Source organism: Bradyrhizobium sp. 139 (assembly GCF_023074175.1).
GTDB lineage: Bacteria > Pseudomonadota > Alphaproteobacteria > Rhizobiales > Xanthobacteraceae > Bradyrhizobium.
In genome coordinates, this window is record NZ_JADPKS010000144.1 from 1 (window position 1) to 21,090 (window position 21,090).

The window sequence follows — 21,090 nt, forward strand, 5'->3', positions numbered from 1 at the left end:
TCCGCACGCGGTTTCGAGCTCACAGGGGCTACCCGCCCTGCCCGCACCCTCTCGTGCCGACGCTGCCGCGTCCACCGCAAGCCCGGCTCGCGAAAAATGGCGACACATGATCGCCCCTCAAGGTCAAGCCGGGATGAGCGACACATACGCGATTTCCGAATTTCGGTAAAGTGAAATATTTTTGCGCGCGTGGATTGACAGCCGTTAGAGGTGTTTTGCCCGTCGGGCAGCGCAAGGCCCGTAGCCTGGATGGAGTGCAGCGCAATCCGGGCGACGGTCTTGCGACGCACCTACACCGGGTCGAACGCCCGGATCGGCGGCAGATTGCCCGTGAACTTTTCCACCTCGACGGTCGTCAACTGCCCGGTGCAGCCTTGCGCGAAGGATGAGGTGCCGACGTCGCGGGTGAGCACGTTGGGATTGCCGTGAACGCAGAGCGGCGCCTCGTCCTCGGGGTCCATCGGGTCGTACCAGGCGCCGGTCGGCAGTTGCACCACACCGGGCGCAATGCCGTCGGTAACGTGGACCGCGGCAAGGCAGGCGCCGCGTTCGTTGAACAGGCGGATGATGTCGCCGTCCTTGATGCCGCGCGCATCCGCATCGCGCGGGTTCATGCGTGCGACTTCGCGGCCGCGATGTTTTGCCCCTTGCGAATGTCCGCCGAAATCGAGCTGGCTGTGCAAGCGCGTCACCGGCTGGTTGGCGACGAGGAAGCACGGCGCGCCGGGCTTGGGCATGTCGGTCTTGTCGAGCCAGACCGGATGGCCCGGGCAATCGGCATCGCCATGGCCCGCGATCTTCTGCGAAAAAATTTCAATGCGGCCGCTCGGCGTCGGCAGCGCATGCGCGACCGGATCCTCGCGGAAGCGGCGCAGCCGTCCGCCGTCGTCGGGCTGTTGCGGCACGACCAGGCTGCCGCGTTGCCAGAATTTGTCGAAGCTCGGGGCCTCCAAGCCGCGCGCTTCGAGCGAAGCGCGGGTCGGCGCGTAGAGATGCTCCAACCACTGCCGCGACGTGCGGCCTTCGGTGAAAGGCTCGCGCGCGCCGAGACGTTCGGCAAGATCGGCGAAAATCTCGTAGTCGTCGCGCGCAAGACCAAACGGCTCGGCGATCCGGTGCATGGCGACCATCAGGGGGTCGTTGCTGGAATAGCCGATGTCCTCGCGCTCGAGCGTCATCGTCGCGGGCAGCACGATGTCGGCGTGCCGCGCGGTAGCGGTCCAGCCGAGATCGTGCACGCACAGCGTGTCGACTTTCGCAAAAGCCTTGCGCAAGCGGTTGATGTCCTGGTGGTGATGGAAGGGATTGCCGCCGGCCCAATAGACGAGGCGAATATCCGGATAGGTGCGCGTCTCGCCATTGTAGCGATAGGTGCGGCCGGGGTTGAGCAGCATGTCGGCGATGCGCGCCACCGGAATGAAATCTCTGATACTATTGCGGCCCTGCCCCAGCGTCGGCCCCGGCACGTCGTTGACGCGACGGCCGTAATAGCCGATCGCTCCCAGCGAATAAGCGTAACCGCCGCCGGGAAGGCCAATCTGGCCGAGCGCTGCCGCAAGGACCATGCCCATCCACACCGGCTGCTCGCCATGTTCGGCGCGCTGGAGCGAATGCGAGATTGTGATGAGCGCGCGCTTTCCGGCAAGGCGACGGGCGAGCGTGCGGACCGCCTCTGCCTCGACGCCGCAGATCGCGGCGGCCCATTCGGCATGCTTGGGCTGGCCGTCGCTCTCGCCGGTGAGATAGCGCAGGAAGACGGGCCATCCTTCCGTGTAGCGATCGAGGAAGGCCTGGTCGTGCAGGCTTTCGGCGACCAGCGTGTGGACGATGCCGAGCATCAGCGCAGTGTCGGTGCCAGGCGTGCAGGTCATCCATTCGGCGCCGGCCTCGACCGGAAGATCGTCGCGCAGCGGGCTGACCAGGACGAACTCGCAGCCGCGCCGGCGCGCCGCTGCCATCGCGCCGCGCTCGACATGCTTGCTGATCGAGCCTCCGGCCACCATGGAATTCTTCAGCGCCATGCCTCCGAACGCCAGCACGATGCCGGTGTCGGTCGCGATCTGCTCCCAGGTCACGTTGCGCTTGGTGATGTCCTCGTAGCCCGCGAGGATCTGGGGCAGCAGCACCGAGGACGCGCCCGACGAGTAACTGTTCACCGAGCGCACATAGCCGCCCATTGCGATGTTGAGAAAACGGTGCACTTGGCTCTGCGCGTGATGGAAGCGGCCCGCGCTCGACCAGCCATAGGAGCCGCCGAACACGGCGCACGGCCCGCGCGTGCCGCGGATGCGGCAGAGCTCGTCGCCGAGGAGATCGAGCGCCTTCTCCCAGCTCACGGAGACGAACTCGTCGCGGCCGCGGCGATCGTCCGGGCCTGGCCCCCGCTCGAGCCAGCCGCGGCGGATCGCAGGTTGGGCGATGCGCGCCTGATGCCGCAGCGCGCCGGGGAAATTGTCGATGATGCCGTTCGGATCGGGGTCGCCCGCGTAGGCCCTGACCTCGAGTCCGGCTTCGCTTTGACGCGCGGAAAACACGCCCCAATGCGAGGTGTGGGGCTTGAAGCCGTCAGACAGGTCGAGGCCGGGGTCGGGAAAGCCAATCGTATCGTCCATCGTCTGATCCTTGTTCCGGTACGTGGTGGCAATATACCGATCCACGTCCCGATGTCATCGAGATCAGGGCTGACGCAAACGCTGGGCTCCCGTGCGCGGTGTGGTCAGGTGAATCCGCCGCCGCCGAAAGCGCGATATTGCTTGATGCTCCACATGATCATGCTCCTCGTCTCGGGTAGACGGGCGCGCTCAGCCAGTCCGTCAGGTTCGAGGTCACCTCGTTCTGCTTGGCGCGTCGCAGCAGCATCTCGCGCTCCTTGCCGGGCGGCAGGCTGCGCGCGCGCTCGCGGGCCCTTTCGGCGAATGTCGCCAACCGCTCCTGGAGCGATTGGGTCTGTTTCCTGCGGTTGCGTTTGGCGGTCATCTACTTTCACAAAAAACTTCGCATAGAGAGAAATTGGCCCCGGCGGGAGGTTGGGCGCCGGGGCCCAGGTTTCGTGCCGGCTGGGGCGGCCCAGCCCGGCAGTGTTTGTAGCTTCGGCCGCAACAGCGGGTTCCGGCATTTCAATAGGTTAACGGTGTGTGATTTTGCCCGGCGAAGCAAGAAGCATAGAGGGGGCGGCGCCGGGATGCGCGCCAGCCCTCGCGCAGCCAGCGCGGTCTCGATTACGCGGGAACCGAAATGCTGATTCACTTGTTCATGAAAGACGTGAAGGAGGATCACGCCGACATACCCGTCGGCGCGTGCAGCATGTGCTGCACGTACCCCTTCGTCCTGGCCTGCCTTTACTCCGGCGGCTGCAGCCCCGGTGACCGCAGCCACTCGCTCATCTGAGAACCCGTTTCCGCCTGGCGCGCCTTGCGCAATATCTCGTCGCGTGCAGCGCCGGGCGGAAGCGACATGGCCCGTTCGCGAAGCCGCTCGGCTTCTGCGGCCAAGCGCGTTTCCAGCGCATCCGTATGCTTGACACGATGCCGCGTCAACATGAGGACTTCTCCCTGTTCATGGGCGGAGCGCGCCGTTGCGTTCTTCACCGGTTGCGTTCTTCTCCGGTGGCTGCCACAGCCATCCGGCATGACGGACGTTTAACGTTCCGGACCGCGAACGGTTTCTCCATGCCTGCGAAAAGGCACCGGCTCGCGGAATGCCGGGCGCGGCGAGCCTTATGAGACTCTACTCTTCCTGGTTGTCACGAAGAGCCTTGATCTCCGAGCGCAACATCGCGCTTTCCATCACCACCCGGCGCGCCTCGCGCGTGGCATCATCAAGCTGATCCGCGATCACTCTGTGCTGCGCCCGGAGGGTGCGGCTCGCTTCGATCGCGCGTGCAGCGCGGGCAAGCAGGGCGTCGTTCATCCATCGACGATAGAAGCTTCGGGGCGGACGCGCCTTTACGCAAGTTACTCAAAACGAGCCATCCGCTCAAAATTATCCGTGAACGCTAACCTGGATCAAGTATCTCGAAACCCGTCGATAGGGTACGTTGCTCGGCCGAAAGACCCACGTTGCCGAGCCAAAGACCGGTCAACCCTGCCGATAGAGTTGCAGATAGCTCGGCGAGAACAGCGCCGCGTCCTTGAGCGCATCGAGATCGTTGATGGTCAGCGTGCGATCGCGCAGCACGATCAGGCCGGAGGCACGCAGCTCCTGAACCGTGCGGTTGAGATGAACCACCGACAGCCCGGTGGCGTCAGCGAGATCCATTTGCGTCACCGGCATCACGCAGGAATTGCCCTCAACCATGCCGACGGGACGCAGCCGCTCGAAAATCTCGCAGAACAGATGGGCCACGCGTTCAAAAGCCACCCGACGGCCGAGATTGATAGCCCATTCGCGCTGGATGGCGTTGCTGACGAGGGTCTCGCACCAGAACGCTTCTGCCAGCGAGCGGTCGCTCGCCACCAAATCCTCAAACCGCGCGCGCTTGATTTCGGTGTAGACGACCGGTGTCATCGTCGCAATGGAGTGGTCCATCACCGACAGCAGGAACGCGTGCGCGTCGCAACTTTCACCGGGAAAGAGAAAATTGACGATCTGGCGCCGGCCGTCCTCGAGCGTCTTGTAGCGACAGAGCCAGCCCGACAGCACGAGGCGGACGCTGTCGATCGGATCGCCCTCCGAGATCAGATCCTCGCTCGATCCTGCGCGCTGGATCCCCTCGAGCATTGCGTATTCAAGCGAGGTGCGGGCTTCTGTCGACAAGGGTCTCAGCACGTTCAGCCGGCGAATGACCGGGTCCACCAGGGTACGATCTAGCATCGACAAGGGCATCAGCTGGCCATCGCCGGTGTATGAAACGCCCGCTTGCTGAGAGGAATGGTGATCTTGCATTGCAGTCCCGCAGGATTGAATGCCATGGTGGTCTGCCCCTTGAACTCGAACGCGAGTGTACGCTCCAGAAGCTCGGTCCCAAATCCTTTGTGCGGCGGCGGCGCAACCGGCGGCCCGCCGCGCTCCCGCCACTCGAACACCAGCTCCGCCAGTTCGGTGCTCTGCTCAATGCGCCAGGAAATCTCGATACGACCCGTCGGCCGGCTCAGGGCGCCGTATTTCAGCGCGTTGGTCGCGAGTTCGTGAATGGCAAGCGCAAAGGTTTCCGCGGCCTTCGACTGAAAACGCACGGTGGGACCGGTGACACGTACCTGCTCGCCTTCTCTGGCATTATAGGCCAGCAGCTCCTCGACGGCGAGGTATTCGAGGTCTACGCCGCCTTCAGGATCGCGGGTCACCAGCGCCTGGCTACGGGCGAATGCGTTGAGCCGGCCATCGAGATGGGACGCAAACTCCTCGACCGTCGAGCTCGTATCGGCCGTGCGACGGGCGATCGAGCGCACCACGCCGAGCGTGTTGCGGACCCGATGCTGAAGCTCGGCCAGCAGCAGGCGCTGCCGCTCCTCGGCGCGGGTGATGGCGGTGACGTCGACGAAGGTGATGACGACCCCGGCGATGAAATTGTCGATGCTGCGATAAGGCAGGATGCGCACGATGTAACGCGTGCCGCTGTCCGGTGCCCTCAGCTCGCGCTCGGCGCTGGCAAGCGTCCGCAACACGCCGCGAATGTCGTCGTAGAGCTCCTCGATCGGGATACGCGCCTTGATATGCGCGATGGGGCGACCCGTGTCGGTTTCGACGAGATGCAGAACCTGCGTGATCGCCGGCGTGAAGTTCATCACGCGCAAATCGTTATCGAGGAACACGGTCGCGATCTGCGTGCTCTCCAGGAAATTCTCGAGATCGCTGGTGGCGCGCGTCAATTCCTGGACGCGGTGGGCCAGCTCGCCGTTGACGGTGGTCAGTTCCTCGTTGACCGACTGCAATTCCTCGCGCGAGGTTTCGAGCTCTTCGTTTGCGGACTGAAGCTCTTCATTGAGCGACTGGTATTCCTCGTTCGAGGACTTCAGCTCCTCGTTGGTGCTTTCGAGCTCTTCGATGGTCGCCTGAAGGCGCTCCCGCGTCGCCCGCAGCTCGCTTTCGATACGCTCGACATGCTCGGTCTGCACCAGCGCATTGGGATTGCTCTGATCGGCATCGATGGTGCGCACCGGGCCGTCCTTGAACAGGACGACGAAATTGCGGTGGCCGCCGACGCCCTCCCGGATCGGCTCCACCGTGATGTCGACGAGAGTGCGATGGCCATTGGCGCCGAGCTGCACCTGCTCGGCATGGGCGGGCTCATCGCTCTCCGCCGCGCGGCTGAGCACCGCGCGCAGTTCCAAGCGGAGATCGCGGTGAACGAGTTGGAGCAGGTCGAGCGTGGCAGCGCCTGCCGTCGGATCGATGTAGCGGCCGGTGCGCCCGGAAAAGTGCAGGACCTGAAAGTTGCCGTCGGTGATGACATAGGCGGGCGCGTAGCGCTCCGCGATCCGTTGCGCGCGGCGCTCCAGGCCGATGTCGGGGCGGAACGAGCGCAACGGCGGCACCTCGGCGCGTGCCCTCCCCGCGGCGGTCGTGATCGGAAATTCCGGCGGCAGCCGCGTTCCGGTCTCCAGCTTCTTGAAGATGCGGGCGCGGCGGTCGATCGGCGCGAACAGTTTTGGATGCCGCGTCACGTTCTCGGAATTGCCGAGGAACAGGAAGCGATCCGGCAGAAGCGCGAAGTGGAATAGCGGGATCACCCGGTTCTGCAATTCGGCATTGAGGTAGATCAGCAGGTTGCGGCAGGAGACGAGATCGAGCTTGGAGAACGGTGCGTCCTTGATCACGTTGTGCTGCGAGAAGATGCACATCTCGCGCAGCTCCTTGACCACGCAATAAGTATCGCCCTCGCGCACGAACCAGCGCGCCAGGCGCTCGCTGGTCATGTCCGCCTCGATCTTGGTGCGGTAGCGGCCGACCCGCGCGGCCGCCAGCGCCCGTCCGTCGATGTCGGTAGCGAAGATCTGAACCTGCGGCGCGGAGTCCATTCCGGCCATGTGCTCGCGCAGGAGGATACCGATCGAATAGGCCTCCTCTCCGGTGGCGCAGCCGAGCACCCAGACGCGAACCTGCTGGCCCGCGCCCTTGCCTTCGAAGATCTTCGGGACGATCTGGCTCTCCAGCACCTCGAATTCGCGCTTGTCGCGGAAGAATTCGGTGACGCCGATCAAGAGATCGTTGAAGAGGTGCTGCGCCTCGTCCTTGTCGTTGCGCAGGAAATCGACATAGGCGGAAATCTCGGCGATCTGGACCACCTGCATCCGCCGCTGCACGCGGCGCAGGAAGGTGTTCTGCTTGTAGCCGTAGAAATCGTTGCCGGTCTTGCTGCGCAGGATGTCGGCGATGCGCGACAGCGAGGTCGCTGCAGCGGCCAGCACCTCGTCGAACCCCTGCTTCTCCTCCAGCCGCCGCAGATGACGGGCATAGACCTGGATGTGCTCGGCAATCTCTTCCGGAGAGAGCACGTAGTCGGCGATCGCCGCCGGCGTATTGGCGTCTTTCAGATGATCGGCCTCGTCACTCGCGCCCTTTTCGGCGATGGCGAGACCACCGTGATCCTTCAGCGTCGCGGTACCCAGCGTGCCGTCGCCGCCGATGCCGGACAGGATCACGCCGATCGATTGCTCGGCGCGTTCTTCCGCCAGCGACACCAGGAAGCTGTCGATCGTGGCCCGCTCGCCGGGCGCCTGCTCGGCCTCGCGGACCGCGAAGCGATCGCCCCGGATGGTCGTGATCATCGCCGGCGGGCACAGATAGATCGTGCCGCCCTCGACGGTCTGACCGTCGCCGATGTCGGAGACCTCGCCGCCGTTGGAATTTTGCACGATCTGGCGCAGCCGCGGCTCGTCGAAGCCCTCATGATGTTGAAGCGCCAGCACGACGGCCTGGTCGGCCCCAACGGTCAGCTTGGCAAAGAAACGCTCGATGCTATCCAGAGGGGCCGGCGGGGCACCCACCCCGATGATCAGCGGGGACCTGATCTGGCGCTCTCTTTCGACCGGCTGGTCGCCAACTTCATGCATGGTCTCGGTAGCTCTCATTCAGTGACGGGAACCAGCGGGCACCCGCTCGCCGCAAGTAGCAGAATTGAGGTTGTCCCGACAGGTGAAAGGCGGAAAAGTCACGCCGCGTCCATACAGCCCATACTGTGAGCATCGTTGTCAATTCCCGACCGAAGGCCCATAGTCGCGTACGGCAGGAGCCTCGTGATGCAGACGTCGGAAGAACTCGCGGCCCTGATCAGGCGGGCCGAGGATGCTACCGCGACCGCCCGCCGGCTGCTCCGCGAGAACGATCGTTTGCGCCGCAGCGTCGAGCGGCAACTCGACTTTATGTTCGAGCTCGGCGTCGAGTTCAGGCGGCCTGCCAACGCCCCCCGGATCACTCCGGACCGACTTGCTGCCGAAGATAGGCAATGCGCTGCTCGATCAGGGCGCGATGGCGCAGCCATTCCGTCAGGGTCTGCTTCAGCACCTCGACCAACCGTTCCGCCTGATGCGCGTCGCGGCCGCCGGCATTGAGTTCACGGGCCCGATCCTCCTGGTCGCGGATGCGCTGCCAGCCCTCCTCGATATCCCGATCGGCCCTGATCAGATGGCGGCGCTCGGAATCGAGCTGCTCGGTCCATTCGGCAAGGGAAATGGCCATGGCGAAGCCCTCAAGCCTCCCGCTTGTGAGCCGGAGGATCAAGCGACTTTAGCACGACCCGCCGGATCATGTCGGCATATTCGCGATACTCGGCCGCCCGCGTTTGGTACATCTCGGCAACCGCAGGCCGGCCGCTGCGCCGGCCGTCGGCGGACATGCGCTGCACTAGCTCCGCCCGCTCCTCGATGATGCGCAGCGCGACCCGCAAGGCTTCATCCACTCGCCCCTCCTGCTCCTTTGCGAGGACGTCGGCGGTGAAGGCGTGACCGACCTGGCAACGAAAGCGCATGGGGCGCGATTCCCTGATCTCGGACAGCACGCCGCCGCAGGCCGGGCAGGTCAGCGCAACCGGATCAGCCACCGACGCGAGATTGTCGCTGCCGATCCGTTCGCCGGCCGCGATTTCGACCTCGAGCCGGATCTCCGGCGGGATCGGCAGCGCGACGCCGGCGGCCTCCCTGGCGAGATCGGACAGAACATCGCCCATTCCGGCGCCGGGGACGCAAAGATCGATGATGGTCGCCTCCAGGGCGCTCCTTGGCATTTCATCGGCGATGGCGTCCGAGGGATCCTGAACCACCGAGATCCCGCCGCAACGCTTGATGGCGTTGAGACCGGCCGCACCGTCGGACAGCAGGCCGCTGAGGAGCACGCCGATCACGCGTGGGCCGTGATTGATGGCGGCCGAGCGAAACAAGGCGTCGATGGCCGGCCGCACCATGTTCTCGCGCGGACCGCGCCCGAGGAACACGTGATCCTGGGACAGCAGCAGATGATGGTCCGGTGCGGCCAGATAGATCTGCCCGGGCTCGATCTTCATGCCGTTTTCGGCCTGCCGGACCGGAAGCGGGCCGGCGCTGCTGGCGACCGTCGAGAGAATGCCGATGCCCTGCGCCGGAATGTGCAGGACGATGAAAACGGCTGCCGGCAGGTCCGGTGGCAGACGGCTCAGGATCTGCTTCAGGGGCTGGGTCGCTCCGGCTGAGCCCCCGATGACGATGATGTCGCGGTTGCTCATGGAACTCACCTTCGTTTGCATCGTTTGTACCAAGGCGGGTCCTGGCCCTATGTTCCTACGGACTGCAAAGGAAGGCATGGAGAGGCACCATGGCGATATCGCCGACGTCGTCGCGTCCGCGGATGCCGCTTAGCGGGCGGCGCATTTTCGTTGTCGAGGACGAATATTTTCTCGCCGATGACATTGGCAGGACATTTCGCGCGCTCGGCGCAGACGTCGCGGGCCCGGTGGGTGATATCGAGGACGCGCTCAGGATCCTGCACGACGGCAGCATTCTGGATGCCGCCGTGCTCGACGTGAACATCCGCAGCGAAATGATCTTTCCGGTGGCCCGCGAACTGAAGGCGCGGAACGTGCCCTTCATGTTCACGACCGGATACGACAGGATCACAATCAGTCCGGAATTCCAAGACGTGCCGCTCCTGGAAAAACCGATCGATCTTTCGGCTATGGCGCAGAGGCTGGCCGCGCTCATCGCCGATCCGCAGAGTTGATGGGCAGAACGACGATCAGAACAAATGCGCGAAAGCGAGCCAGGCGGTCACCGCCAGGCACAGGAGCACCGCAGCATAAGGTAGCGCGACCCGCAAATCAGCAAGCCTCCCGGCCGTCAGCCTATCATCATCCAGACGATTGCCGCCATCATCACGAGGAAACCCGTGATTGCCGTTGCGACAAAGGCCTGTTCGACGCGATCCATCGGCATCACAGCCCCCTTTTCCAGCCGAACCAGTCTGATGGCTCGGGGAGCTTTCCGCATTAGGCTATGTGAATCGATGTGAATCGGCGTCCTCCTTTGTCGGTCCGCGGGATGAGCCGCGCCGCTCCGCCACGATTTCGACGGTATCGTTCTACGACTTCGCCGTGCCCGGCTCTGCCATCTTGCGATGCTGCTTGGCCAACATCTCGTTCGGCGTAACGTTGGCGACCATGGTCTGGACCTTGTTCTTCAGCCCGGTGACGATATCGGCCTCGCCCCGCATCATCGCATCGAAGCCGGCCTTGGCGACCTCGTAGGCACCGTCCTTCTGCTCGGTGCCGACTTTGGTGTCCATCATGTCGGCGCGCCGGAAGAATTCAGTCTCGGTGGCGCCGGGCATCAGGCAGGTGACGGTGACGCCGCTGTCGCGCAGCTCCTCGCGCAGCGCAAACGAGAATGAATCGAGAAAGGCCTTGCTGGCATTGTAGACCGCCTGAAAGCTGCCGGGCGTGAAGCCGGCGATCGAGCCCGTGATCAGGATGCGGCCGGAATTGCGCCGCAGCATCTCGTTGCCGGCGCGATGGATCAAATAGAGCGTGCCGGTGATGTTGGTGTCGACGAGATGTTTGATCCTGGCGAAATCCTGATCGAGGAAGGCCTTGCCGAGGCCGACGCCGGCGTTGGCCAGCAACGCGGCGATCGGCCGGTCGCCCACGGCAGCACAGAGCTTGTCGACCCCTTCGGTGGTGGCGAGATCGGCCTCGACCGCCTCCGCGCTGACGCCAAGCCTGCGGAGATCGACGGCCACCCTCTCGATCGCGGGCTCGTCCGCCGCAATGACGAGGTTGAACCCTGCTTGGGCACAGCACCTGGCGAGCTCCAGGCCGATACCGGTGGAGGCGCCGGTGACGACGGCGAGTTGATTGGCGGGCATGTGACGTATCCCTGGCATTGAGATGATCACGCACAATCAATTCCCCTGCTCCCTCGTTCCTATCTGCCTGAACCGGTGCAGTGCCAACAATTTGCGCCCGGCGATAGCAACCATCGTTCATTCCTGGACTTAGATGCCAACTGGTTCAGCCCGGAGGACGGAGATGAAGGCGCTGGTTTGGCACGGCAAGGAGGACATCCGGTGCGACACCGTCACCGATCCGGAGATCCAGGACCCGCGCGATGCCATCATCAAGGTCACGAGCTGCGCCATCTGCGGCTCCGACCTGCACCTCTTTCACAACTTCATTCCGGGCATGCTGCCCGGCGACATCATGGGCCACGAGACCATGGGCGAAGTGGTCGAGGTCGGCTCGGGCGTCGACGGCAAGCTGAAAAAGGGCGACCGTATCGTCGTGCCCTTCACGATCATTTGCGGCGAATGCGACCAGTGCAAGCGCGGCAATTTCTCGGTCTGCGAAACCACCAACCGCAAGCGTCATCTCGCTGAAAAGGTGTTCGGACATTCCTGCGCCGGCCTGTTCGGCTATACCCATCTGACCGGCGGCTATCCCGGCGGCCAAGCCGAATATCTGCGCGTACCCTTCGCCGACGCCACCCACATCAAGGTCCCCGACGGCGTCCCCGACGAGCAATTGCTGTTCCTCAGCGACATCTTCCCGACCGGCTGGCAGGCCGCCGTGCATTGCGACATCGAGCCGACCGACACGGTCGCGATCTGGGGCTGCGGCCCGGTCGGACAGATGGCAATCCGCAGCGCCATCCTGCTCGGCGCCAACCAGGTGATCGCGATCGACTGCCTGCCCGAGCGGCTCAGCATGGCGGAAGCCGGCGGCGCCACCACCATCAACTTCGAAACCGAAAGCGTGGTGGAGCGGCTGAACGAACTCACCGACGGCAAGGGACCCGAAAAGTGCATCGACTGCGCCGGGATGGAGGCGCACGTACTGGCTTCGCAGCCCGACACGCTGCTCGATCGCGCCAAGCAGATGGTGATGCTCGAAAGCGACCGGCCGCATGTGCTGCGCGAGATGATCTATGTCTGCCGGCCCGGCGGCGTTATCTCCGTCGCCGGCGTCTATAGCGGCCTCTCCGATAACATGCCGATGGGCGCCTTCATGAACAAGGGGCTCACGATGCGGACCGGCCAGACCCACGTCAACCGTTGGAGCGACGACCTGCTCCACCGCATCGAAGAAGGCCAGATCGATCCGTCCTTCGTCATCACCCACACCGTGCCGCTCAGCCAAGGCCCCGAGATGTACCAGGTGTTTCGCGACAAGCGCGATTCCTGCGTCAAGGTTGTGCTGAAGCCCTGAGGAGCAGGACCAATGTTTCATTTCTCCAACATCGTACGCACCAAGGGCGACCCCAGGATCGTCGAGGGTGGGCCCAGCCTGAAGCGGCCGGAAGACCAGCTCGCGCGCGCGCTCGGCTGGTTCAGCATCGGTCTCGGTGTCGTTGAGTTCTTTGCGCCACGGCGTGTCACGGAAACCCTGGGCGTGGAAGGCCATGAGACGCTGGTCCGCGCCTTCGGCGTGCGGGAGATCCTTGCCGGGATCATGTCGCTCTCGGTCGACAAGAACGCCGGCCTGTGGGCCCGCGTCGGCGGCGACGGCCTCGATGCCGCCGCGCTGCTCTCGGGGCTGACGGCCGACAATCCCAAGAAGGGCAACATCGCACTGGCGCTGCTGATGGTCGGCGGCATCGCAATGCTCGACTACCGCGCCGCGCAGGACACCAAGCCGCAACGGCCGCCGCGCGACGCACGGCGCAAGCTGTATCCGAACCGCAGCGGTTTCCCCAAGGGCATCGAGAGCGCGCGAAGCGCGGCAAAGCAGATCGCAGCGCATGCCACGGTCGGGCAGTCCTGAGATCGAGCGAAGTTCTGGTACGGCGAGGTGAAGCAAGGCAATGAGCGTCGAGTCCCGTGACGAAGTTGCGTGGTGGGAACCCGCCGTCATCTACGAAATCGCACTGATCTCCTTCCAGGACTCGAACGGCGACGGCAAGGGCGACCTCGCCGGCCTGACGTCTCGGATCGACTACCTGAAATGGCTCGGCGTCGACGCGGTGTGGCTGACGCCGATCTACAAGAGCCCCTTCCGCGACCTCGGCTACGACATCTCCGACTATTGCTCCATCGACCCTGCCTTCGGCAGCTTCGACGAGTTCGACCGCCTCCTCAAGACCCTGCACGCGGCAGAGATCCGCCTGATCCTCGATCTCGTGCCCAATCACACCGCGAACGATCACGAATGGTTCGTCGAGAGCAGCAGCTCGCCCAACAGCGCGAAGGCCGATTGGTACATCTGGGTCGATGCGGCCGAAAATGGCGGCCCGCCCAACAATTGGCTGAGCCGTTTCGGCGGCAGCGCCTGGGAATGGTGCGAGACACGGCGGCAATATTATTATCATTCCTTCCTGGTCGAGCAGCCCGACCTCAACTGGCGCAATCCGGCCGTGCGCGCCGCGATCGCCGATGCCATGCGCTTCTGGCTCGAGCGCGGCGTCGATGGCTTTCGCGTCGATGCCAGCGCGGTCCTGATCAAGGACGAGTTCCTGCGCGACAATCCGCCCAATCCGAAAGCCAAGAGCAAACCACCGCCGCAGCGTTTGACGCCCGTGTTCACCGACGACCGGCCGGAGACGATGAGTTGCATCGAATTCATCCGTGAAGTGATCGACGACTATCCGGAGCGGCTGCTCTGCGGCGAAGTCCAGGGCAAGATCGACCGCATCGGCCACTTCTATGGCAACGACCGGCCGCGCCTGCATTTGCCGCTCAATTTCGCCCTGCTCGACTCGCGGTGGGATGCCCTTTCGTTGCAGGCAACGATCGATGCCTATTTCAACGCGATCCCGGAGCATGCTTGGCCGGTCTGGGTCGTCGGCGGTCACGACAAGCAGCGGATCGCGAGCAAGGTCGGTGACGCGCAGGTGCGCGTGCTAGCGATGTTGCTGATGACGCTGCGGGGAACGCCGTTCTTCTTCATGGGCGACGAGATCGGCCGCAAGCGCGTCTCCATTCCGTCCGACCGCATCCGCGATCCCTTCGAGAAGCTCGTGCCAGGCTACGGGCTGTGCCGCGACCCGGAACGCGCGCCGATGCGGTGGGATGACAGCCCCGACGGCGGCTTCACCACGGGCAGTCCATGGCTTCCGCTGGAGCCTTCTGATGGCGTGGCCAACGTGGCCGGGCAGCAACGCGACGAGCGCTCGATCCTGGCGCTATTTCGCGCGCTGATGGCGCTGCGGCGCGAGCATTCATGCCTGCGCCAGGGCGGTTACGAGCCTCTACGATCGCAGAACGACGTTCTTGCCTACAAGCGGACGGATAGCCGGAACGAAATTCTGGTCGCGCTCAACATCGGCGCCGAGCCCAGGAAATGGCACTGGCAGGGTCACGGCCGCCTCTTGATGTCGACACATCTGGACCGGCTCTCCCAGCTATTGCCGGATGCTTCCATCCTGCTCCGGGGCAACGAAGGCGTGATCATCGCACTCGAGGCCCGGTGATGGCGGCGGGAAGGAACCATTCGCGCGTCAGAGAATCTGATCAACGCCTCCGACGTCCCCCCTGCCGGAGGCAGACTGCACGAAGCCGCAGCCCCGGCGCTCGCCTCCCTTCAGGCGCCGGGGTAGCGCTCATGAGCTTGGAGGCAGGTCAAGTTGGAGGAGGTTCATGGGCAAGACTTCATGGGCAAGACTTCATGGGCAAGACCAAGGATCTTCAGCAACGGATCGTCGGCAAGGCAAGCCGTCGGCGAGATTATCGGCGACCAGAATCTTCACGATGACGGTAAAGCGCAAGCGGGAAGTGGCCCCAACGAGCAGGACAAGCCCCGCGAGCTCAATCCGCTGAAGAAGCTCAGGCAGCTGACGTGAGCGCAGAACCGCAACCGGAACCTTCCAACACAGCGCAGCGCACCGACACAGGCGTCCCGTCCACCAACGGACGGCGACTTCGCGCTCGGCCTGATCAACGAAGCGTGTCGGATGGCGCGCTCGACGGCGTGCTCATTCCAGTAGATGCGGCTCGGCCCCCAACTGCCGGGATTGAAGGTGGCGTCTCTTCCCTGCTGGACGCTCATCCATATCTTGAAGGGTTCGGATTTGTACGGCTCGGCGAGCTAGCTCATCGTAATTCTTCGCGACGTCGCGAAGCGCCCGCCGGGTTTGAACATGCTCGCAATTGTCGGCCTTGGTGCGGAATTCTTCCGCCCGCATCTGCCAATACCTCGGCGAGTGCATACGCTCGATGCCCATAAGCCCAATCCTAAATAGGTCCTTTTCAATAATGGACGCTCAGTCCAAATGTTCCGATTACATCTCAAGATAGCGCAAGCGCAAACTGGACTACTATGGAGCTAGGTTCGCCACCGACGCCGGAAACCGGCTGGCACTGATGCTTGCATGAGAACGTTTGCGCATGGGGCGCGGGGCACCAGCGTGGAGGTACCCGAATGCGCCAGATAGCGGGTTTTGCAACGTGCCCGGGGAGTCGCGATGACCAAAGGCAGCGATCTTCTCGATACGACCAATGGTTCTGGCGTAAGCTTTGGAACCAGATAATGCGCATGAATGTTGCGAATTATCAAAGTTTAATGCGTTCTGCCGTTCTCCTTGATCAGACTAGGAGACGGGCAGCGGGCAATGGACGACCAATGCAAGCAGGATTTGCATTCTCCAAGCTCGCCGACCGGTTGGCGAGCCTCGCCACCGTAGCTGCCGATGATCTCCACCTGCTTGCGGACATGGCGAGCACAATTGCGCATCTAAGTTCGCATCAGATCATCCTGCGGCATGGCGACGATGCCACCCAATGCTGTCTGCTGCTCCAGGGGTATCTGTCCTGGCAGGATGCGGAGAGCACGGACGGGCAGATCACGTCAATCTGCGTTCCCGGTGACATCGCCAATCTAGAGACGCTTTATCGCCCTCGCGTCAGCGGCAACCTGATAGCGCTCGGCCCTACCATCGTCGCCCTCGTGCCGCATCGCTTCTTTCACGATCTGTCCACGCGCTCGCCCGCCATGTCGCGCGCATTGCTGCTGATGCTGATCACCGACCTGGCCATTCAGCGCAACTGGACGGTCAACCTGGGCAGTCGGGATGCACTGGCGCGCGTGGCGCATCTGCTGTGCGAGATCACTATGCGCCTGCAAAATGTCGGCCTTGCGAGAGATTTCAGACTGCCATCACCGTTCACCCAATCGGACCTTGCCGCGGCGTGCAGCATCTCCCCAGTCCACGCCAACCGCACCATCCAGGAACTGCGCCGATGCAACCTTCTGCAATGGCAAGGCAAGACCATGACTATCACGGACTGGCCGGCACTTGTGCGGCTCGCAAGATTCGATCCGGCCTATCTGGGGATTCGGCCCAATTATGACGATGGGCCGCCGTCCCATCTCGGGCCGCTTACGGCGGACGTTGCGCTCGCTTGAGCCATTTTCAAACGACGCGCTGGAGGAGACCGCCGGAGCGCCCAACCAGCGCCGTCCGCGCCTGCGCAAGCACGACATCCCAATTACCCAGCGTCCTCTGATGAAACAGCCGCAGGCTCGGATACCATAAGGAGTGAGCCTCGTCTGACGGCCAGCGCCAGTCGCAATCGGCATGCAACAAGACCCACGCCTCACATCCGAGGGCTCCCGCAAGATGGGCAACCATGGTGTCGACGCAAATCAGGAGATCGAGCCGTTGGAGGAGATGACCGAGAGCCGCAATATCGGGCGTACTGATGTCGCTCGCGCCGATCTCGGCCAGTTCGCCCGCCTTGGCTCCGCGCTGGAGCGAATAGAGTGTCACGCCTGCTATGGCCAGGCGCCGCAACAGTGCGGCTGGAATGGCGCGTCTCTTGTCCCAATCGCCGACGTCCCAGACCAGGCCCACGGCCATGCCATATCGAGGCAAATTCGGATCGCCTGCGGATGGCAACGACACATACGGTGCGCGCATCTCGAATTGGTCCCGCCGCGACCTTATGGCATGCGGCACTTCCATAATCTCGATATCGACCTCGAAGTCGAGGTCAGGGACACCCTCGTGGAGCGCAAGGGCACGATCGACGCCAGCCGCTCGCTCGACCAGCGGCAGAAGCTCGCCCTGGCACCACACCGTAACGCGACGCGCGATGTCACGAAGCGGCCGCATGAAACGGAGGAACTGGATGGTGTCGCCGAGCCCGTGATAACAGCGGACCAGCACGTCCTTGCCCTTCAAGTCGTCACCGCGCCAGATCCGCTGGAGGTGACGTGGCCCGATGTGCTTTGGGGGATACGCAACCATCGTCAGATCGCGGTCGTTGATCGCCCAGGCGCGTTCGAAGTCGCCTGCGCGCATCGCCTCGGTCCAGCTGCCCGACACTCGCAATGATCCGATCAGCGCCGCACGAATTTATGGAAGCGGCTCATCTTGCCGTCCTTGGTGCGGTCCTGGTGAAGGAACGCAATGCCAGTCTCGTCGAACTTTGCGAAGAATTCGTCCCAGCTGATCCGGTCGAGCGCTTGGTCGGGCGGATCGAAATCGATGCGCAGGATGCCGGCGTGCCCGTCCTCCTCCGTGGCCTTGACCGTGGCGGGCTTCCCACCGCGCTCCTCCGTCCATTTCCGGATGACGTCGTGACTGGTGGTCTGCTGGGCTTCGCTGCTTTCTGATTTGGAAGACATGTGACACCTCGGTTGCTGACAAGACCGAGCGACGGATTGGCCATCGCGTCGGACTATTCGCCGTGAACGCCGGCCGACAGGATTTGTTCTTTCGAACGTACGATGTGGGGCTCCCTCAAAGCATCATCATCTTCTTCATCTTCATCCTGGAAGCTCTTCGTTCCCTTCAAACTGCCCCGGATTTTATCCCAGGTTAAGCGCGCAGGATTTTGTCGCCCAGAATCCGAAAAGGCGCGGGCATAGTGCCGTGAGTTCAGGAACGAACATACGTTCCCCACGTTCGCCGACGTACTTACGTGAACACCGCATGCTTCCGGAGGGCTTCGATCCATGCATTCTCGTCTTCAGGACAGGCGGCGCGTGCGCGTCGGCGTCGTCGGTGTCGGCAATTGTGCGAGCTCCTTCGTTCAGGGGCTCTCCTATTACCGGAACGCCAAGTCGAATGAGCCGGTGCCTGGGCTGATGAACGCAGATCTCGGCGGTTATCACATCAGCGATATTCAGGTCGCGTCGGCCTTCGATGTCCACGCCGGCAAGGTCGGCCGCGACGTCGCCGAGGCGATCTTCGCATGTCCGAACAACACGCATCGGTTCTCCGAGGTTGCGCAGACCGGCGTCATCGTCCAGCGCGGCCCGGTCATGGACGGCGTCGGCCACTATCTCAAGGAGGACATTCCGGTTGCGGATGTCCCGGAAGCCGATGTCTCGGAAGTGCTCGCGACGTCGCGCACGGACGTGCTGGTGTCATACCTCCCGGTCGGCTCGCAGCGCGCGAGCGAATGGTACGCCGCGCGCGCGATCGAGGCCGGCTGCGGCTACGTCAATTGCATCCCGGTCTTCATTGCCTCGAACCCCGACTGGCGACGACGCTTCGAGAATGCAGGCCTGCCGATCGTAGGCGACGACATCAAGAGCCAGGTCGGCGCCACCATTCTGCACCGCGTGCTCGCCAATCTCTTCCGTGAACGCGGCGTGCGGCTGGACAGAACCTACCAGCTTAACGTCGGCGGCAACACCGATTTCAAGAACATGCTCGAGCGGGAGCGGCTGACCTCGAAGAAGATCTCCAAAACTCAGGCAGTGACCAGCCAATTCGACGTGCCCATGGACGCCGACAATATTCATGTCGGCCCGAGCGACCACGTGCCGTGGCTGACAGATCGCAAGCTGGCTTTCATCCGCCTGGAGGGCACGACGTTCGGCGGTGTCCCCTTGAGCGCGGAAGTCAAGCTCGAGGTCTGGGACTCCCCAAATTCGGCAGGTGTCGTGATCGACGCGGTCCGTTGCGCCAAGCTCGCCATGGACCGCGGGCAGGCCGGCGCGCTGACGGGCCCCTCGAGCTATTTCATGAAGTCGCCGCCGCAGCAGTTCACGGATGAGGAAGCCGGACGGCGGACGCGCGCCTTCATCGACGACAAGGCGTACACCTGATGGTGAAGATCATTCATCTGATCCGCCACGGGCATCATGCCCTGCTCGGCCGCACGCTATGCGGCCGGATGAAGGGCGTAGAGCTCGATGATCTCGGCTGCGAGGAAATCGCGCGATACGCCGATACCTTCGGCCCGCGACCAACCATGATTCAATCGAGCCCGCAGCGGCGCTGCATGCAGTCGGCCTGCATCCTGGCCGCGCGCTTCGGCCTGCCGGTCGAGATCGTGCCCGCGCTCGACGAGCTCGACTACGGCGAATGGACCGGACAATCCTTCGAGGCGCTCGCCCGGGATCCGCGATGGTCGCGCTGGAACGAACAACGTGGGACGAACCGTCCGCCGGGCGGCGAAAGCATGCGGTCGCTCCAGAAGCGCGTCGTCGCCCATCTGGAGCAGGTGCGCATTGATCACGGTCCCGGCACCGTCGTCGCCGTTAGCCATGCCGAGCCAATCCGTGCGGCGTTGCTGCACTATTCCCGGAAAGGGCTCGACGACTTCCTCTCGATCGAGATCGACCCCGGCAGCGTCAGCACGCTCAGCGTGGACAATCGCGGAATCAAGATCACCGGGATCAATCAGCGGGTGCCAGCGTGAAGATCGTCATTTTCGGCCTGACAATTTCCTCTTCCTGGGGCAACGGTCACGCGACTTTGTGGCGTGGGCTTTGCAAGCATCTCGCGCGATCCGGGCACAGCGTCGTCTTTTTCGAGCGCGACGTGCCCTATTACGCCGGCGCGCGGGATTTGTACGAACTGCCCGGCGGCCAATTACGACTGTTCTCGAATTGGGAGGATGTGCACCCCTTGGCGCGCAGCGACCTTCGTGATGCCGATGTCGCGATCGTGACCTCCTATTGTCCCGACGCGATCGCCGCGACCGAGCTTGCCCTGTCTGAGGGGCGCGCGGTGCCCGTGTTCTACGATCTCGACACACCGGTCACGCTGGCGAAGCTGATGGCCGGAGAGGCCGTTTCCTATATTGGGCCGCGCGGCCTGCGAGATTTCGCCCTGGTCCTGAGCTTCACCGGCGGTCCCCGCATCTGCAATGAATTTCGCGACAGGCTCGGCGCCTGCAACGTCCGTCCACTCTACGGCCATGTCGACACGGACATCCATCGGCCGGTCCGGTCTCAGCCGCACTACCGCGCGGATCTGTCCTATCTCGGCACATATTCCGAGGATCGTCAGCGCGCGCTCGAGGCTCTCTTCGTCGAACCCGCACGGGCACGGCAGGATCTGCGCTTCCTGATCGGCGGTGCGCAATACCCGGAAGATTTTCCCTGGTCACCAAACATCTACTTCGTGCAGCACTTGCCGCCGTCAGAGCACGCGTCGTTCTTTGCTTCGTCCCGGCTGACACTCAACGTCACGCGCCGGGCCATGGCGGAGATGGGCTGGTGCCCGTCCGGCCGTTTGTTCGAAGCTGCTGCCTGCAAGGTCCCACTGCTCAGCGACGATTGGCCGGGGATCGATGAATTCCTTGCACCCGGGCAGGACATCCTGATCGCGCGCGATGAGAAGGACACGCTTGCTGCGTTGACGATGACCGACGCCGGGCTCCAGCACATTGCCGGGCGCGCATATGAACGGATCATGGATCAGCACACATCCGACAAACGCGCCGGCGAACTGATTTCGCTGCTCGAGCAGTCGGCATCGCTCGGCGCGCACCGGCAGCAACCCGAGGAGGCCTGAC

General features: G+C 63.6%; 20 protein-coding genes. 9 read left to right on the forward strand and 11 right to left on the reverse strand.

The genetic code is table 11. From position 1 onward, the window contains the following. Positions 1 to 290: 290 nt before the first annotated feature. The 8 genes from IVA80_RS30945 to IVA80_RS30980 form a co-directional block, all read right to left on the reverse strand. Positions 291 to 2,612, reverse strand: coding sequence for a molybdopterin guanine dinucleotide-containing S/N-oxide reductase (locus tag IVA80_RS30945; RefSeq protein WP_247438570.1), 2,322 nt, complete (start codon positions 2,610 to 2,612; stop codon positions 291 to 293). A 157-nt stretch (positions 2,613 to 2,769) separates the two neighbouring features. Next, positions 2,770 to 2,976, reverse strand: a complete 207-nt coding sequence (locus IVA80_RS30950) for a hypothetical protein (RefSeq protein ID WP_247438572.1) — start codon at positions 2,974 to 2,976, stop codon at positions 2,770 to 2,772. Between the two features lie 362 nt (positions 2,977 to 3,338). Then, positions 3,339 to 3,539, reverse strand: coding sequence for a hypothetical protein (locus IVA80_RS30955; protein WP_247438754.1), 201 nt, complete (start codon positions 3,537 to 3,539; stop codon positions 3,339 to 3,341). A gap of 187 nt (positions 3,540 to 3,726) precedes the next feature. Further along, positions 3,727 to 3,909, reverse strand: a complete 183-nt coding sequence (locus IVA80_RS30960) for a hypothetical protein (RefSeq protein WP_247438574.1) — start codon at positions 3,907 to 3,909, stop codon at positions 3,727 to 3,729. A 168-nt stretch (positions 3,910 to 4,077) separates the two neighbouring features. Continuing rightward, positions 4,078 to 4,824: a Crp/Fnr family transcriptional regulator gene (locus IVA80_RS30965; protein WP_247438576.1), complete on the reverse strand. Its 747-nt coding sequence runs from the start codon at positions 4,822 to 4,824 to the stop codon at positions 4,078 to 4,080. After that, on the reverse strand, positions 4,824 to 7,991 hold the full coding sequence (locus tag IVA80_RS30970; RefSeq protein WP_247438577.1) for a CheR family methyltransferase: 3,168 nt from the start codon (positions 7,989 to 7,991) through the stop codon (positions 4,824 to 4,826). The genes IVA80_RS30965 and IVA80_RS30970 overlap by 1 nt, the downstream gene beginning before the upstream one ends. A 358-nt stretch (positions 7,992 to 8,349) precedes the next feature. Continuing rightward, positions 8,350 to 8,616: a hypothetical protein gene (locus IVA80_RS30975; RefSeq protein ID WP_247438579.1), complete on the reverse strand. Its 267-nt coding sequence runs from the start codon at positions 8,614 to 8,616 to the stop codon at positions 8,350 to 8,352. Positions 8,617 to 8,626: 10 nt separating this feature from the next. Continuing rightward, positions 8,627 to 9,634 carry a chemotaxis protein CheB gene (locus tag IVA80_RS30980; RefSeq protein ID WP_247438581.1) on the reverse strand — a complete coding sequence of 336 codons (1,008 nt, stop codon included), beginning with the start codon at positions 9,632 to 9,634 and terminating at the stop codon, positions 8,627 to 8,629. Between the two features lie 89 nt (positions 9,635 to 9,723). On the opposite strand from IVA80_RS30980, the gene IVA80_RS30985 reads away from it, so the two are divergent. Continuing rightward, entirely contained in the window at positions 9,724 to 10,128 is a 405-nt protein-coding gene (locus IVA80_RS30985) for a response regulator (RefSeq protein WP_247438583.1), read from the forward strand. Positions 10,129 to 10,485: 357 nt separating this feature from the next. On the opposite strand, the gene IVA80_RS30990 is transcribed toward IVA80_RS30985, so the two are convergent. Then, positions 10,486 to 11,268 carry an SDR family NAD(P)-dependent oxidoreductase gene (locus tag IVA80_RS30990; RefSeq protein ID WP_247438585.1) on the reverse strand — a complete coding sequence of 261 codons (783 nt, stop codon included), beginning with the start codon at positions 11,266 to 11,268 and terminating at the stop codon, positions 10,486 to 10,488. 163 nt (positions 11,269 to 11,431) lie between these two features. Between IVA80_RS30990 and IVA80_RS30995 the strand changes: the two genes are divergently transcribed. From IVA80_RS30995 to IVA80_RS31015, 5 genes are all read left to right on the forward strand, one after another. Then, positions 11,432 to 12,607 carry a zinc-dependent alcohol dehydrogenase gene (locus IVA80_RS30995; protein ID WP_247438587.1) on the forward strand — a complete coding sequence of 392 codons (1,176 nt, stop codon included), beginning with the start codon at positions 11,432 to 11,434 and terminating at the stop codon, positions 12,605 to 12,607. 12 nt (positions 12,608 to 12,619) lie between these two features. Then, positions 12,620 to 13,162, forward strand: coding sequence for a hypothetical protein (locus tag IVA80_RS31000; protein ID WP_247438589.1), 543 nt, complete (start codon positions 12,620 to 12,622; stop codon positions 13,160 to 13,162). Between the two features lie 40 nt (positions 13,163 to 13,202). Then, positions 13,203 to 14,807 (forward strand): alpha-amylase family glycosyl hydrolase, encoded by a 1,605-nt coding sequence (locus IVA80_RS31005; RefSeq protein WP_247438591.1) that lies wholly within the window; start codon positions 13,203 to 13,205, stop codon positions 14,805 to 14,807. A 180-nt stretch (positions 14,808 to 14,987) separates the two neighbouring features. Next, complete coding sequence (locus tag IVA80_RS31010; RefSeq protein WP_247438593.1) at positions 14,988 to 15,176, forward strand: CsbD family protein; 189 nt, start codon at positions 14,988 to 14,990, stop codon at positions 15,174 to 15,176. A 686-nt stretch (positions 15,177 to 15,862) separates the two neighbouring features. Then, a complete protein-coding gene (locus IVA80_RS31015) occupies positions 15,863 to 16,738 on the forward strand; it encodes a Crp/Fnr family transcriptional regulator (protein ID WP_247438595.1) in 876 nt (291 codons plus the stop codon). Positions 16,739 to 16,745: 7 nt separating this feature from the next. Here the strand turns inward: IVA80_RS31015 and IVA80_RS31020 are convergent, their stop codons facing one another. Together IVA80_RS31020 and IVA80_RS31025 are read right to left on the reverse strand one after the other, a co-directional pair. Next, the gene (locus IVA80_RS31020; RefSeq protein ID WP_247438597.1) at positions 16,746 to 17,660 is read right to left on the reverse strand and encodes a hypothetical protein; all 915 of its coding nucleotides are present in this window, start codon (positions 17,658 to 17,660) and stop codon (positions 16,746 to 16,748) included. A 14-nt stretch (positions 17,661 to 17,674) separates the two neighbouring features. After that, positions 17,675 to 17,962, reverse strand: coding sequence for a hypothetical protein (locus IVA80_RS31025; protein ID WP_247438599.1), 288 nt, complete (start codon positions 17,960 to 17,962; stop codon positions 17,675 to 17,677). 330 nt (positions 17,963 to 18,292) lie between these two features. Here IVA80_RS31025 and IVA80_RS31030 point away from each other — a divergent pair, with 330 nt between their 5' ends. Genes IVA80_RS31030 through IVA80_RS31040 form a run of 3 tightly spaced genes read left to right on the forward strand, consistent with a single transcriptional unit; the run spans position 18,293 to position 21,089 of the window. After that, positions 18,293 to 19,393 carry an inositol-3-phosphate synthase gene (locus IVA80_RS31030; protein WP_247438601.1) on the forward strand — a complete coding sequence of 367 codons (1,101 nt, stop codon included), beginning with the start codon at positions 18,293 to 18,295 and terminating at the stop codon, positions 19,391 to 19,393. Then, a complete protein-coding gene (locus IVA80_RS31035; protein WP_247438602.1) occupies positions 19,393 to 19,989 on the forward strand; it encodes a histidine phosphatase family protein in 597 nt (198 codons plus the stop codon). The genes IVA80_RS31030 and IVA80_RS31035 overlap by 1 nt, the downstream gene beginning before the upstream one ends. Then, a complete protein-coding gene (locus IVA80_RS31040) occupies positions 19,986 to 21,089 on the forward strand; it encodes a glycosyltransferase (RefSeq protein WP_247438604.1) in 1,104 nt (367 codons plus the stop codon). Before IVA80_RS31035 ends, IVA80_RS31040 begins: the two co-directional genes overlap by 4 nt. Position 21,090 lies beyond the last annotated feature (1 nt).